This window comes from Anaerofustis stercorihominis, assembly GCF_005844425.1.
Lineage (GTDB): Bacteria > Bacillota > Clostridia > Eubacteriales > Anaerofustaceae > Anaerofustis > Anaerofustis butyriciformans.
The window spans coordinates 43,740-58,420 of the sequence record NZ_SPHL01000009.1 but is presented as its reverse complement, the minus strand read 5'-3'; the positions used below and the strand labels follow the sequence as shown (position 1 = coordinate 58,420).

The following is a 14,681-nucleotide window of genomic DNA, read 5'->3' as shown; positions in this document are numbered from 1 at the left end:
TTTATGTTTAAGTATTCATTTTTATCTTAATATTTTTAATGTATGCTATGATTCTTCGGGGATTGTCTACGGATCTACTTATGCAGATATGTTAATTGATGTTAACAAATATAAAATATTAAGTGTATTTATGATTATATTTGCTGTTATTCTTTGGATATGCTGTTTTAAAAATAAAGTTAAACCTGTTATTATATGCATTATAATAGTTCCTTTATTTGTATTTGGTTTAGTCGGCTTAAAGTTTGTAATACAAAATTATATAGTAGTTCCAAATGAATATGCTAAAGAGGAAAAATACATTAATAATAATATTGATATGACAAGAGATGCATACAATATTGCAGACGTAGAGGTTAAAGATTTTAAAGCAGATAACAACTTAACAAAAGAAGACATTGAAAATAACTCTGTAACAATAAGTAATATTCCTATAAATGATTTCCTTCCTGCCCTTGATACTTTTAATTCTCTTCAAGGGTTTAGGTCTTATTATTCTTTTAAAGATGTTGATGTTGACAGATATAATCTTGATGGAGATCCCACACAAGTATTTATTTCTGTAAGAGAAATGCAACCAAGCAGTAAAGAAAATGTAAGAAGTTTTGTAAATAAACATCAAAAATATACTCATGGCTATGGAAGTGTAGTTGCTCCTGTTAACCAAATAAATTCATCAGGTCAGCCCGTTTTGATTCAAAAGGATATACCTGCAACTACTATATATGATGATTTAAAAATAACCGAACCTAGAATATATTATGGAGAAATGACTACTGATTATGCCATTGTAAATTGTAAAAGTGACGAATTTGATTATCCTGAAGGTGATAATAATGTTGAAAACAGATATGGCGGAAGTGGAGGGATACAATTAAATTTCTTAAATAGAATTGCTTTTTCAATAAATAATATGAATAGCAGATTTATATTCTCATCAGATATAACCTCTGATAGTAAGGTTCTTATTAGAAGAGAAATAAAAGAAAGAGTAAGTATTATAGCTCCATTTTTGGAATATGATGAAGATCCTTATATTGTAAATGCAAATGGCAGATTATATTGGATAATAGATGCTTTTACTTTAAGCAGCAAATATCCTTGTTCAACACCTTCTAAATTTCAAGATGGGCAAAACTTCAATTATATAAGAAACTCTGTTAAAGTTGTTGTTGATGCATATAACGGAACAGTTGAATTTTATCAGGTAGATAAAAACGATCCTATAGCAACTCTTTACTCTAAAATGTATCCTGGATTTATTAAACCACTTGAAGAAATGGATCCGATATTAAAAGAGCATTTGAGATATTCAGAAGTTTTGTTTAACATTCAAAGCAGTATGTATGAAACTTATCATATGACAAATCCACAGGTTTTTTATAACAAAGAAGATCAATGGCAGACTGCAAAACAATTTTATGGAACAGCAAAAGAAGCTGTAAATGTAAACAGTGCTTATATGATGATGAAACTTCCTGACAGTGACAAAGAGGAGTTTATGATTATGGCACCTTTTACGCCAAATAACAAAAATAATATGGTTGCATGGATGGCAGGTATATGTGATGGTGAAGATTATGGTAAATTGAAAGTATATACATTCCCGAAACAAAAACTTGTTTATGGACCGATGCAGATAGAGCAAAGAATTGATCAGGATACGAACATTGCTCCTAAATTAAACTTGCTTTCACAGGCAAGCAGCGAGGTTTCAAGAGGTAATATGCTTACTATACCTATAGAAGACAGTATACTTTATGTTGAGCCAATATATGTTAAATCAAAAACAGATCAGATGGCACTGCCTGAAGTAAAAAAAGTTATAGTTGCTTATGGAGAACAAATCGTAATGGAAGATTCTTTAAGTGAAGGAATAAATGCTATATTTAATTTGAAAGAAGGTAGGCAGGAAGATACTGAATTCTCTCTTGAGGATAAAGCAAGAGATCTAATGAATAAAATGAAAGATGCACAGGCAAAAGGAGATAGCAAAGCATATAATAAATATATGAATGAGCTTGATAATATTTTAAATTCAATGTAAAAAGAACCGATTTACTTCAAGTAAATCGGTTCTTTATTTCCCGGGAAAAATAATTATACGTTTATTTTTTCTTTAACTTTAATATGCTCTGATATAAAAGGAGCAACTTCTTCCGGCTCTATATTTAATACATGAGAAAACTCTTCATGTAGAAGTCTTGTTGCATTTTTTAATATCTCTTCATCGCACATATGCAGTTTTTTTCCATTCTTTATTTGTTCTTTTTTATGTAAATATAATGTTCTTATTAACTTGATTATATTTTTTCTGTCTCCTGAATGTATAATTTGTTTGTATGTTTGTTTCCTTTCGTTGTCGTCATTAATCCATATTAAATCATCATCTTTTATGTCATTTATTAAATTATAGATTTCCTTTGGAGTTAAAATCTTTCTCATTTTTTGTGTTTGTTTTTTATTGTTAATTGGAACAAATATTGTAAGGCTATCTTTATTAATAGGAGTTAGAACGTAAAATTTTGCTTTAGCCCCTGCAAAGTCTTTTTCTACAATTTCACTGATTTTGCATAGTCCTTCGTTATCATATTGAATTATTTCATTTAAACTAAACATTACAACAACCCCTTTTTTATAAAATGTTATAATAAAACAGCCTAATAGCAGTCATGATGTCTACGATTAAGCTGTTTGCCATAAACATATTATACCATTTTTATAGGAATTATGTAATAAAAATTTAAAATTCTTTATACAAAAGAGTTATCTTCTATTTCTTCTTTGATTTGATGATATGTTTCTTTGAGATATTACATCTGTTCTGGGAACCGTTATAAATTTAACCGAATATATATCGCAAACTATATATTCATTATTAGAAATATTAAAAAGAGTAAAATAGCTAAGTCCAACATTATACATTATTCCGGATTTTGTTATTAATGTATCACTTCCTATTACAAATTCACATACGCAGTATTCACCTTTAATTCTGTTTAGTATATCAGGAGTAGTACCTACTGTAAATACAGAAGGGACATTGGAACCGTCACTGTCTTTTTCCGGTTCAAAATTATTATCCATTTGATTATCAAGGTGCTTATTATAGTTTTGACCACTGAAGATTCCATTTAAATTATCTTCTCTATCCATATCTACCTCTCTTTTAAGTTTGTAAATATTTTTCAGTTGGATTATAAAAGCAATGTTTTCCTATTTTGGTTATTAAACTTCCAACTTCGCTTGGAAAAAAATCTCTACAGTTATTTTGAAAAGGGTTATAAAACCAAAGTGCGTATCCAAGATTATAAAGCCGTCCTCCCGATATTGCCCAGTCTGCTATTTGATAATGAATATTTGTAGGATTCATATTGTATATGTTTTGTGGGTTATATTCTCCGTTTACAGTTTCCATGGCACAGGTAAATTGTCCTTTTTGATATATTATGTTTCTGATACTTCCTCCGTTTGAAACTCTTGAATATTCTCCATATGGAGTATAAACTCTGTTCATGACTACACTTGCTACTGCGGCCATACCTTCATTACCTTCGCCTCCCGCTTCGCACTCAATTAATCTTGCTAAAAGTTCTCTGTCCGAATAAGCCATTGCTTCCTCCAATAAATGTTATAATATATTTATATTGTGTTATTTTCTTAATATGACAAAATAAAAAAAGGATTTGTTTTAACTGGATTAAAAAAAATTTTGATAAATTATTATTAATTTAAAAATACATATGGAAATGAAAATGTATTAATATTAAAATGCAACTTAATTAATTCATAAAATATAAATTTTATATTTTATTACAATTTATTATATTTTATTTATAAATTATAAGATATATTATCCTATGAATTAAAATGAAAATATGATAAAATATACTGATACATAAATAAAGAATAATATTAAATTTACATATGTGAGGTATGAACTTGGCAAGAAAGAAAACAACGGCAAGGAAAAGAACTCAAACATCATCAAGAAGAACTACAAAAAAGCAGCTTGAACAAGAAATGTTTAAAAAGAAAATAATTCAAAATGAAATAATAGGTGTTATTATTTTCTTTTTTGGTGTTTTTATGCTTTATTCTATATGGTCAAAAGACAGTGGTGTTTTTGGAAATAATTTGCATAATATTTCTATGTTTCTATTTGGTAGTGTAGGAGCTTTTTTAATAGGAGTATCATTTTTAGGTCTTGGTGTTTATATAACATCTAAATTAAAACCTTTTAGTGAAACACTTACTTTAGCTTGTATTGTTTTTATTATATTTAACATAATGGCATTTTTTAATGTTGGAGGAGACCTTTTAAAATATGGTGCTTTTACAAATCAGCTTTTTAATGCTGTGCTAAATGTTGTAACAAAAGGCGGCATAATAGGTATATGGCTCGGAGGTTTATATACGACTTTCCTTGGTGAAACAGGTGCATATATATTTATTTTTGCCTGCATTATAGTTTGTTTAATATTAATATTCAAAGACAATATTGCAAGTTATAAAGAAGATAGAAAAGCAATAAGACAAAAAGAAAGAGAAGTAAAAAAAGAGATAAAAGCTCAAAGATTGACAAAGAAAATACAAGACAGAGAAGAGCAGTTAAGAACAAAAGCAGATAGACAACCTGTACGAACATCTTTCTTTCCTTCTTTTAAAAGTAAACTTATAAAAAATCCATATGATGAAAAAGATGCAATAAAAACAAGTAAGGATAAAGAAGAAGTTTTAAATAAATGGGAAGATGAATATAAGAAAAGCAAAAATCCATTTAAGAAAAAAGATAATAGTGAGAATGTAAAACAAGAAGTAAAGAAAGAAGAACCTATAATAAGGACTTATTATAGAAATGAAAATGGAGACTTTAAAAAAGAAGTTAACGAAGAAAAGCCAAAAGAAGAAGTTATTCAAAATGAAAAACTAAGTAAAGAAGAGATAAAAAACAAAGTAAGAGAAGAACAAGGCTTTGATGAGATAATAAAAGAAACTCAGGAAAAGCAAGATGAAACAAATAAACAAATTGAAAGAACAAAAGACTTTGTAAATCATAAACCTATAAATAAAGAAGATTTTATTGAAGATGGGGAAGAAATACCTATTGAAAGAATTGATATAAGTGATATAGACAGAGCCAATAAAGCTCAAAGAGAGCAACTTGATAAATTAAGAGTTGCAATGGATAACGGAAGTATTGCAAAAATTACGGAAATAGAAGATAAAGAACCTTTAGTTACAGAAAAAGATCAGATACCTTATGTATTCCCTGATTCATCTCTTTTAAAACCAAATAAAAATAGAAATAATAAAGGGGAGAGAGACAGGGTTTTAGAAAACACAAGAATACTTGAAGAAACTCTTGCAAACTTTAAAGTTGGGGCAAGAGTAACTGAAGTTAGTATAGGACCTACAGTTACAAGATATGAAATGGAACTTGAGCCGGGTATAAAAGTAAGTAAGGTTGTAGGGCTTCAAGATAACTTGGCAATGGCTCTTGCAGCAAATGGAATTAGAATGGAAGCTCCTATTCCAGGGAAAAGTGCAATAGGTATAGAAGTTCCTAATAAAGAAGTATCTGTTGTAGGATTTAGAGAAATTGTAGAAGATGAAAAATTCAAAAATGCAAAATCTAAATTATCTGTTGCCCTTGGTAAAAATGTTACGGGAGATATGGTTATAATGGATATAGCCAAACTTCCGCATTTATTAATTGCCGGTGCCACAGGTTCAGGAAAAAGTGTTTGCATTAACGCAATAATAAATTCTATTTTATTCCACGCAGATCCAAACGAAGTAAGGCTTATTTTAATAGATCCTAAAATGGTTGAGCTTAATATATACGAAGGCATTCCTCATTTGCTTGTACCAGTAGAGACAGACCCAAATCATGCGGCAGGAGCTCTTAAGTGGGCTGAAAAGCAAATGAAAATAAGATACGATTTATTTGCTCAAAACAGAGTAAGAGACATAAACGGATATAATAAGAAAATGGAAAAGACCGGTGGAGAAAAAATGGCACAGTGGGTTATCATTATAGACGAGCTTGCGGATTTAATGATGACTTGTGCTTCTCAAGTTGAATCGGCAATATGTAGACTTGCTCAGCTTGCAAGAGCTGCAGGTATACATTTGGTTTTAGCAACTCAGCGTCCATCTGTTGATGTTATTACGGGGCTTATTAAAGCAAATATACCTTCTCGTATATCCTTTGCCGTATCATCGCAAATTGATTCAAGAACGATTCTCGATATGGCAGGAGCAGAAAAACTTTTAGGAAGAGGGGATATGTTATATTCTCCTGTGGGAAGTAATGCTCCTATGCGTGCACAGTGCGCTTTTATTAGTGATGAAGAAGTTGAGTCGGTTGTAAAATTCATTAAGGAAACACAAAGACCAAATTATGATGAAGATGCAATAAAAGGTATTGAAACAGTTTCCGCTGAAGAAAATATGCCGGGAAGTAAGGAAAATCTTCACAAAGAAGATTTCATTGACGAAAAGTTTAATGATGCACTTAACTTAGCATTTGAACTTGGGGAAGTTTCAACGTCAATGCTTCAAAGAAGACTTAGAATAGGTTATGCAAGGGCTGGAAGTATTATTGATGAATTGGAACAAAGGGGAATCATTTCTCCTAAAGATGGAAGTAAACCAAGAAAAGTTTTAAAAAAGAGAGAGGATTTCTTCTCCAATAGTGTTGTAGAAAGTGATGAAGTTTATCCTGAGGGAACACTGGATATAGAAGATGAAATAATGTAATGGAGATAGATATGAAAAAAGTATTTATTTTAACTTTGGGATGTCCAAAGAATACCGTAGACAGTGAAAATATAATGTATTTATTAAAAGAGCAAGGGTATGAGATTGTTGATGATGCAACAATAAGCGATTATATAATAATCAATACTTGTACTTTTATTCATGATGCAATGGAAGAAAGCATTAATTCGATACTTGAAGCTACTTTGGTAAAAAAAGACAGAAATGAAGTAAAAATAATAGTTACTGGATGTCTTGCTCAAAGATATCATGAAGAGTTATTAAAGGAAATACCTGAAGTTGATGCTTTTGTTGGAACAGGTGAATTTTATGATATGGCAAAAGTTCTTGAAAAACTTGATAAAGATAGTGAAAGTACTTTAGTTAATGTTGAAAATATAAATTGTCCTATTGTTGAAACAGACAGAATATTGTCTACACCTTCATATACGGCTTATTTAAAGGTAAGTGAAGGATGTGATAAACATTGTACATATTGTGTCATTCCAAGTATCAGAGGAAAACAAAGAAGCAGAAAGCTTGAAGATATAGTATCTGAGGCAAAAAGACTTGCCCAAAGAGGAGTTAAAGAAATAATCTTAATAGCTCAAGACGTTGGAGAATATGGTACTGATTTATATGGTAAGAGAAGACTTCCTGATTTGCTTGAGGAATTAAATAATATTGAGGGCTTAAAGTGGATAAGAGTTTTATATATTTATCCTGAAACTATTTCAGATGAGCTTATCGATAAACTTGCAAAACTTGATAAAGTTGTAAAATATATAGATATGCCTCTTCAACATATTAATAACGATATATTAAAGAAAATGGGAAGAAGAACTTCAAAAGAAGATATACTTTCTATTATAAGGAAATTAAGAAAGAATGTTGAAGGAATAAAAATCCGTTCTACATTCATTACAGGTTTCCCATCAGAAACAAAAGAGCAGCATGAAGAACTTTTAGAATTTATAAAATTATATCAACTTGACAGGGTAGGGTTCTTTAAATATTCCAGAGAAGAGGGAACGCCTGCTTACAATATGGATAACCAAATTGATGAAGAAATTAAAGAAGAAAGATATATTGAACTTATGCAAGCTCAGGAAGAAGTTTCTGAAGAGCTTATGGAAATGTATCTAGATAAGACATTAGAGGTTCTTGTTGAAGAAGAAGTAGAGGGAGAAGATAATGTTTATATAGGAAGAAGCTATATGGATTGTCCTGAAATTGACGGAGAAGTTTATATTTATGCCCATAAACCTTTAGAAATAGGTGGGTTTTATGATATATTAATAGAAGATTCAATGGAATATGATTTAATAGGAAGGACGATATAATGAATTTAGCAAATAAAATTACGTTATTCAGAGTTTTTATGATACCTGTATATGTTGTTTTTATGATGCTTACAGGTATACAAAATAATTATATGATTGCTGGAGCGATATTTATCATTGCTTCAATATCAGATTTTGTTGATGGTCAGATTGCAAGAAGATGTAATATGGTTACAGATTTTGGAAAATTTGTTGACCCTCTTGCAGATAAACTTCTTGTAATGGCAGCGATGCTTTGCTTCGTTGAAATAAACTTTATTCCTTCATGGGTTGTAATTGTAATTCTTGCAAGAGAGTTTATTGTAACTGGGCTTAGAGTTCTTGCTGCATCTGCGGGAGTTGTTATAGCAGCTGATAAAATAGGTAAGTTAAAAACGACTACTCAAATGATAGCATTGGTATTAATGCATTTTTCAGCTTTAAGTAATATTATTTTTAATATTTCTTTAGGCCTTATGTATATAGCATTAATTTTAACTGTAGTTTCAGGAGTAAATTATTTATATTTAAACAGAAGTTTATTTAATGTAAAAGAGTAATTTTAAATTACTCTTTTTTTATAAAAATAAAATATATTAATAAATATGGTTTTGAAGATAAAAAATATAACACTATAATAAGTATAAAATATTTTAAATAATATATAGAAAAATATGTAAATTGATACAATTATAATGTAGTATTTTATGAGTATATGAAAGTTTAAGTTATGAGAGGATGTATAAAAATGATAACTGTTAATATAAAAGATGTTATAGATAGTGATATACATAAAGTTTGGGAAATGACTTTAAATGTTAGTAAATATAATACATGGCGAAGTGACCTAAGTAAAACAAAAATTGTTAGTCAAAATCAATTTGTTGAATATACGAAAAAAGGTTATTATACAATTTTTACAGTTACTTTATTACAGCCTTATAAAAGATGGGAATTTGATATGGAAAACAGCAATATAAAAGGTCATTGGATTGGCGTTTTTACGTCAAAAGAAGATAAGACTCAGGTTGATTTTTCAGAACATATAACAGTAAAGAAAAAAATTATGAAGCCTTTTGTAAAATTATATTTAAAGAAACAACAGAAACAATTTATTAAAGATTTAAAAAAAATATTAGAATAAAAAAATATGAAATAAAAAAGCCTCTATAAAGAGGCTTTTTGTTTTAGAAGAATAAAACTGTTTGTGCAAGTATTAATGCATTTAATATTAAAGCTTGTATAAATGCGTTTAGTCTCGTTGGTGAATCAACGGCTTTTAATAGTTTTCCAACTGCAAGTACAAACACAAGTAGGAAAACAAGTCCCATAAAACTTATTGCAATCGAAAATTGACCCATTATTAACATTACTATGGCAACAATAGGAATAATAAGGAAGTTAAAACATGATATTATAAATCTTTGCATTTGTGTTGCAATCATAACTTCTTTTTCTCTTTCTTCTATGTAGAATATAAAATAACATAGTATTGTTGAAAGTATTAGCCAAAATACTTTTATTGATGTAATGTTGAAAACAACATTGCATCCTGCTACCGAAAGAAGGTATAGTATTGCAATTATACCAATAGCAACAATTAAACCGCCTTTAACATTCTTTTTAGGATCTTTATAAAATATCTGACTTCCTATATCGCAGGCAAAATTTGTTCTATAGTAAAGATAGAATATTATCATTCCGTAGCATGATAACAATGATAATTTAACTAAAGTGTAATACGGAATTGACATAATCGGACTTAATAAAAAGTATAGTGCTACCGGAAGTAGGAATACCATAATTAAGGATGGTATTACTGCCAAAAGTTTTGATATTACAAATTCCTTGTTAAAAGGTATTGTTCCTTTTTCTTTATAATAATCTTTTTCAACTATTTTATAGGAAAGGAATATTATAAAGAAAGCAATTATGCAAAGTACAGCAGGTAACATTGTTTTTAATGTTAAGAATTTACTTGGGGTATATTCATACCCATCTCTTTGAGCTATATAACTTACTGTTTCTTTTATTATTTTGCTGCTTGTAATTTCATTTGTTGGTAAAACATTTTGTGTAACTGTTAGAGTTACTTCATTTTCTTCTGGACTTCCTGTTTTTCCTTGTTCTAGTCTTGTTTTTAAAGCTTCGTTTTCTTTAACACTTGATTGATCATTTAAGTTTGATGTTATTAAGTGAATATTTTCTCCGGGGTTTGAAGCATTAAGTTCTTTCATGAACGTAACATTTTCTTCTTTTACAAAGTTAATTACATCTAAATCGATTTTTCCAAGTATATTTGTTTTAGTTGAAATTAATGTTAGATCTTTAGGGTTGAAAAATCTTTTAGTTGCTGTTTGAAGAGCTGTTCTTGCACTTTCACCTACGGCAACAATATGTATGTTTTCTTCATTTAGTTTTGCCATTTGCGAAAATGCTACAATAGCCGAATAATATTGTTCTGCCAAGTATTCATTTTGTTTATATCCAAATTCGATGTGTCCATCAGAATGTCCTTGACTTGGATAATCAAAAACATAAACGCTGTAACCAAGCTTTGCAAATTCTTCAACCATAAACCATGTGTCTTTTGCGTTGGCGCTTAAATCATTTGCTATAAATACACCCATGTTGGTAGAACCTTTATAATATCTTGCGGATATTTCTTCTTCATCTAAGTTGTAAAATTCTACTTTATCCATTTTATAATATGTATTTGTTGAGTATAATTGCGTAAAGCATCCAGCTATAAATAAAAATATTAATATTATTAATGCAATTTTTCTTTTTGAATTTATTTTAAGTTTCATGTTAAACCTCTGTTTGGGGATTAAAAATTTACTGATAATAAATTATATCATAATATTTTTTTTTTAACAATAAACATAATATACTTGTTCTTTAGTTTCTTTATAAATAAAAAACAAGCATATTGCTTGTTTTTTTATAAAGTAAGTTTTGCTATATTATAAACTATTAAAGCAATTACATAAGCTATTCCTGTTTGGTACATAGCAGTTAAAACAGCACCTTTAAATGAACCTATTTCTCTTTTTGCTGCTGCAAAAGCTGCTGCGCAAGGCATATAAAGAAGCGTAAATGTTAAAAATGATATTGCAGCAGGAAGAGAGAGCATTGTGCTTAAAATTTGAGGTAATGTATTTAGTGTACTTCCCGTAAGTACTGCAAGTGTACTTACAACGACCTCTTTTGCACTAAATCCTGCAATAAGTGAAGTTACGAATTTCCAATCTCCAAAACCTAAAGGTTTAAAAATTATTGCAAGATAGTTTCCTATTGAAGCAAGTATGCTTGAAGATGGGTTGTCCACCATATTAAATCTAAAATCAAAGTTTTCAAGTACCCATATAAGTACACTGGCAACAAATATTATAGTAAATGCTCTTGTTACAAAATCTTTTGCTTTTTCATAACTAAGTCTTGTAAGAGATTTGATTGATGGAAGTCTGTATGGAGGAAGTTCCATTACAAAAGGCATTGATTCTCCTTTGTAAATTGTATTTTTTAATAAAAATCCTGAAAATACAGCTGTTAATATTCCAAGCAGATAAAAACAAATCATTACAAGAGGAAGATTATCTCCAAAAAATGCTGCCGCAAATACAGTATATATAGGAAGTTTTGCACTGCATGACATAAAAGGTGTTAAAAGCACCGTCATTTTTCTGTCTCTTGAACTTGTAAGAGTTCTTGTTGCCATAATTCCCGGAACAGAACATCCAAAACCTATTAGCATAGGAACAAAGCTTTTACCGCTTAAACCTATTTTTCTTAAAGGTTTGTCCATGATAAATGCTATTCTTGCCATATATCCGCTGTCTTCTAGTAATGATAAGAAGAAGAATAACGTTACAATGATAGGTAAGAACGATAATACAGATGATATTCCGTTATATGCTCCGTCTATTATTAATGAACGAAGTGTTGGGTTTATTTGAAGTGTTGTAAGTCCTCCGTTTAAAAAAACTTTTATGTGTTCAAGTAAAAGTTCAAATGCATCGCTTAAAAATGCGCCGATAACTCCAAAGGTTAGATAAAATATTGCTCCCATAATAAGTATAAAAATAGGTATTGCAAAGTATTTGTTTGTAAGGAAATTATCTATTTTTACGCTTTTAATATGTTCTTTTGTATGAGAGACTTTATGTACAGTGTCTTTGCATAGGTTTTCTATAAAATCATATCTCATTTCTGCAATTGCAGCGGCTCTGTCAAGACCTACATCTTTTTCCATTTCGTCTACAATGTGCATTATTATATCTTTGTCCGCATCGCTAAGTTCAAGTTTATCTTCCATTAAGGAATCACCTTCAACTATTTTTGAAACACAAAATCTTACAGGAAGATTTTTTTCTTCTGCATTTGCTTCTATTATATGAGATATTGAATGTATTGCTTTATGAATATATCCGCTACAAAAATCAATTTTGCCTCTATACGCATTTTCTTCAAGTAAGTCCGTTGCAACGGCAATAAGTTCTTCTGTTCCTTGATTCTTTGCGGCTTGTATAGGAATACATTCTACATTTAATCTTTTTGAGATTGTATCAATATCTATACTATTTCCGCATGCTATCACTTCATCCATCATGCTAAGTGCAATAACCATTGGAATATTTAATTCAAGTAGTTGAAGTGTAAGATATAAATTTCTTTCTATATTGGAAGCATCTATGATGTTTATTATTAAATCAGGTTTTTCTTCCATTAGAAAGTCTCTTGTAACTATTTCTTCACTTGTATAAGGTGAAAGTGAATATATACCCGGCAGGTCTACAAGGTTTATGTTTTCATGTCCTTTTATTGGACCTTCTTTTTTGTCTACTGTAACACCTGGGAAATTCCCAACATGAGCATTACTTCCCGTAAGGGCATTAAATAATGTCGTTTTACCACAGTTTTGATTACCTACAAGTGCAAAGGTTCTTTTCATATTAAAGCACCTCTACTTCAATTTTTTTTGCGTCTTCTTTTCTTAAAGTAAGTTCAAAACCTCTTAGATTTATTTCTATCGGATCTCCAAGAGGGGCTACTTTTCTGATAAATACCACTGTTTTAGGTATTAGTCCTATATCTAAAAGTCTTCTTCTTATGGCAGGTTCTCCGCCTGTACTTTTTATTACTGCTTTTTGACCAATTTCAAGTTTGTCTAAAGTCATTTTTTATCCCTTCTTTTTTATGTCGTTTGTTCCGTTTTTGATTATACATTCAATATAATATTTAAGTCAATGGGAAAGAGCATTGTTATTAGTGAAAACTAACAAAATATTTTCATCTATGAACAAATGTTTGTTTTATTCCCGTTTGTGTGGTATATTTTTATTATAAGAAAGGTGAGTAAGAAAAATGGAGAAAATTATATTTCACATTGATGTTAATTCTGCGTTTTTATCATGGCACTGTGCGTATAATAAAAAAATCAATCCGGACTTTTTGGATTTAAGGAAAGTTGCTTCTGTGATAGGTGGCGATGAAGAAGCAAGAAAAGGTGTTGTTCTTGCAAAATCAGAAGAGGCGAAAAGGTATGGTATAAAAACGGGAATAAGTTTATTTGAAGCAAAGAGGCTTTGTCCTAATCTTGTAATAGCTAAACCTGACTTTAAAATTTATAGGATGTATTCAAAAAAAATGTTTGAACTTCTTTCAATGTATAGTGATAAAATAGAGAGGTTTTCCATTGATGAAGGATTCTTGGATATGAGCGAGAGCATAAAGCTATTTGGTCAGCCTGTTGAAGTTGCATATAAAATAAAAGAAAGAATAAAAAAAGAGCTTGGATTTAGTGTGAACGTGGGAGTTTCCTGTAATAAACTTCTTGCAAAGATGGCAGGGGATTTAGAAAAGCCCGATAAAGTAATAACTCTTTTCCCAGATGAGCTGGAAGAAAAATTATATCCCCTTGGTATAGATAATCTTTTTATGGTTGGTAAAAAAACAAAAGAAAAACTTAATAAGCTTGGAATAAATACAATTGGTGAACTTAGTAATTGTTCCCTGCAGTATCTTATTACTCACTTTAAAAATTCACAGGGGATAATGCTTTATAATTATTCTCATGGCATAGATGATTCTAAAGTAGAAGTTGAAAGAAAAATAAAATCTGTTGGAAATAGTACAACCTTAAGTGAAGATACTTCTGATATTTTAAAAATAAGAAAAATTATTCTTGCTTTATGCGATAGCATAGGTTCAAGGCTTAGAGAGAAAAATGTAAAAGGAAATGTTATTGTTGTTACAATAAAATATAGTAATTTTAAAGTATTTTCACATAGAAAGACCTTGTCATTTTATACCAGCTCCACTGATACAATTTATAAGCAGGCTTTATTATTGTTTGATGAATTATGGAACGGAAACAGTGTAAGACTGCTTGGTGTTAGTATATCCGGAGTAAGTGAAAATACAGTATCTCAACTGTCATTAATTGAAAATAATGCTGAAAATGATAAAATGGGAAAAGTGGAGAAAGTTATGGATAAACTTAGAGAGAGTTATGGTAAGGATATAATAAAAAGAGGTATGCCTGAGGGAAAGGTTAGTAAATCAATAAAAGATAAATGGGAATAAAAAAGA

12 protein-coding genes are annotated in these 14,681 nt (G+C 29.7%); 6 read left to right on the top strand and 6 right to left on the bottom strand.

The window, feature by feature from the left end:
• Positions 1-2,047: UPF0182 family protein (locus tag FGQ49_RS04140; RefSeq protein WP_138268618.1), on the top strand; the 2,047-nt coding region annotated here is incomplete at its 5' end.
• Between the two features lie 53 nt (positions 2,048-2,100).
• Here the strand turns inward: FGQ49_RS04140 and FGQ49_RS04135 are convergent.
• From FGQ49_RS04135 to FGQ49_RS04125, 3 genes are all read right to left on the bottom strand, one after another.
• The gene (locus FGQ49_RS04135; protein WP_138268617.1) at positions 2,101-2,619 is read right to left on the bottom strand and encodes a CarD family transcriptional regulator; all 519 of its coding nucleotides are present in this window, start codon (positions 2,617-2,619) and stop codon (positions 2,101-2,103) included.
• A 147-nt stretch (positions 2,620-2,766) separates the two neighbouring features.
• Positions 2,767-3,156: a hypothetical protein gene (locus tag FGQ49_RS04130; protein WP_138268616.1), complete on the bottom strand. Its 390-nt coding sequence runs from the start codon at positions 3,154-3,156 to the stop codon at positions 2,767-2,769.
• Between the two features lie 13 nt (positions 3,157-3,169).
• Complete coding sequence (locus FGQ49_RS04125) at positions 3,170-3,613, bottom strand: cell wall hydrolase (protein ID WP_138268615.1); 444 nt, start codon at positions 3,611-3,613, stop codon at positions 3,170-3,172.
• A gap of 329 nt (positions 3,614-3,942) precedes the next feature.
• Between FGQ49_RS04125 and FGQ49_RS04120 the strand changes: the two genes are divergently transcribed.
• The 4 genes from FGQ49_RS04120 (at position 3,943) to FGQ49_RS04105 (ending at position 9,231) form a co-directional block, all read left to right on the top strand.
• Positions 3,943-6,765, top strand: a complete 2,823-nt coding sequence (locus FGQ49_RS04120) for a DNA translocase FtsK (protein ID WP_171020576.1) — start codon at positions 3,943-3,945, stop codon at positions 6,763-6,765.
• Between the two features lie 11 nt (positions 6,766-6,776).
• Positions 6,777-8,108, top strand: coding sequence for a 30S ribosomal protein S12 methylthiotransferase RimO (gene rimO / locus FGQ49_RS04115; RefSeq protein WP_171020575.1), 1,332 nt, complete (start codon positions 6,777-6,779; stop codon positions 8,106-8,108).
• Entirely contained in the window at positions 8,108-8,647 is a 540-nt protein-coding gene (pgsA, locus tag FGQ49_RS04110) for a CDP-diacylglycerol--glycerol-3-phosphate 3-phosphatidyltransferase (RefSeq protein ID WP_138268612.1), read from the top strand. The genes rimO and pgsA overlap by 1 nt, the downstream gene beginning before the upstream one ends.
• 188 nt (positions 8,648-8,835) lie before the next feature.
• Positions 8,836-9,231 carry an SRPBCC family protein gene (locus tag FGQ49_RS04105; protein WP_138268611.1) on the top strand — a complete coding sequence of 132 codons (396 nt, stop codon included), beginning with the start codon at positions 8,836-8,838 and terminating at the stop codon, positions 9,229-9,231.
• Positions 9,232-9,274: 43 nt separating this feature from the next.
• Here FGQ49_RS04105 and FGQ49_RS04100 read toward each other — a convergent pair whose 3' ends face one another.
• The 3 genes from FGQ49_RS04100 to FGQ49_RS04090 form a co-directional block, all read right to left on the bottom strand.
• Entirely contained in the window at positions 9,275-10,897 is a 1,623-nt protein-coding gene (locus FGQ49_RS04100; protein WP_138268610.1) for a hypothetical protein, read from the bottom strand.
• Between the two features lie 134 nt (positions 10,898-11,031).
• On the bottom strand, positions 11,032-13,041 hold the full coding sequence (gene feoB / locus FGQ49_RS04095) for a ferrous iron transport protein B (RefSeq protein WP_138268609.1): 2,010 nt from the start codon (positions 13,039-13,041) through the stop codon (positions 11,032-11,034).
• A 1-nt stretch (position 13,042) separates the two neighbouring features.
• Positions 13,043-13,267 (bottom strand): FeoA family protein, encoded by a 225-nt coding sequence (locus tag FGQ49_RS04090; protein WP_138268608.1) that lies wholly within the window; start codon positions 13,265-13,267, stop codon positions 13,043-13,045.
• 187 nt (positions 13,268-13,454) lie between these two features.
• Here FGQ49_RS04090 and FGQ49_RS04085 point away from each other — a divergent pair, with 187 nt between their 5' ends.
• Positions 13,455-14,675 (top strand): Y-family DNA polymerase, encoded by a 1,221-nt coding sequence (locus FGQ49_RS04085; RefSeq protein ID WP_138268607.1) that lies wholly within the window; start codon positions 13,455-13,457, stop codon positions 14,673-14,675.
• Positions 14,676-14,681: the final 6 nt, after the last annotated feature.

What these genes read in the sequence shown, in the direction of transcription:
- FGQ49_RS04130 (WP_138268616.1), bottom strand. Translation starts at nt 3,156, where the DNA reads ATGGATAGAGAAGATAATTTAAATGGAATCTTCAGTGGTCAAAACTAT.
- FGQ49_RS04125 (WP_138268615.1), bottom strand. Translation starts at nt 3,613, where the DNA reads ATGGCTTATTCGGACAGAGAACTTTTAGCAAGATTAATTGAGTGCGAA.
- FGQ49_RS04085 (WP_138268607.1), top strand. Translation starts at nt 13,455, where the DNA reads ATGGAGAAAATTATATTTCACATTGATGTTAATTCTGCGTTTTTATCA.
- pgsA (WP_138268612.1), top strand. Translation starts at nt 8,108, where the DNA reads ATGAATTTAGCAAATAAAATTACGTTATTCAGAGTTTTTATGATACCT.
- FGQ49_RS04135 (WP_138268617.1), bottom strand. Translation starts at nt 2,619, where the DNA reads ATGTTTAGTTTAAATGAAATAATTCAATATGATAACGAAGGACTATGC.
- FGQ49_RS04100 (WP_138268610.1), bottom strand. Translation starts at nt 10,897, where the DNA reads ATGAAACTTAAAATAAATTCAAAAAGAAAAATTGCATTAATAATATTA.
- FGQ49_RS04105 (WP_138268611.1), top strand. Translation starts at nt 8,836, where the DNA reads ATGATAACTGTTAATATAAAAGATGTTATAGATAGTGATATACATAAA.
- rimO (WP_171020575.1), top strand. Translation starts at nt 6,777, where the DNA reads ATGAAAAAAGTATTTATTTTAACTTTGGGATGTCCAAAGAATACCGTA.
- FGQ49_RS04090 (WP_138268608.1), bottom strand. Translation starts at nt 13,267, where the DNA reads ATGACTTTAGACAAACTTGAAATTGGTCAAAAAGCAGTAATAAAAAGT.
- feoB (WP_138268609.1), bottom strand. Translation starts at nt 13,041, where the DNA reads ATGAAAAGAACCTTTGCACTTGTAGGTAATCAAAACTGTGGTAAAACG.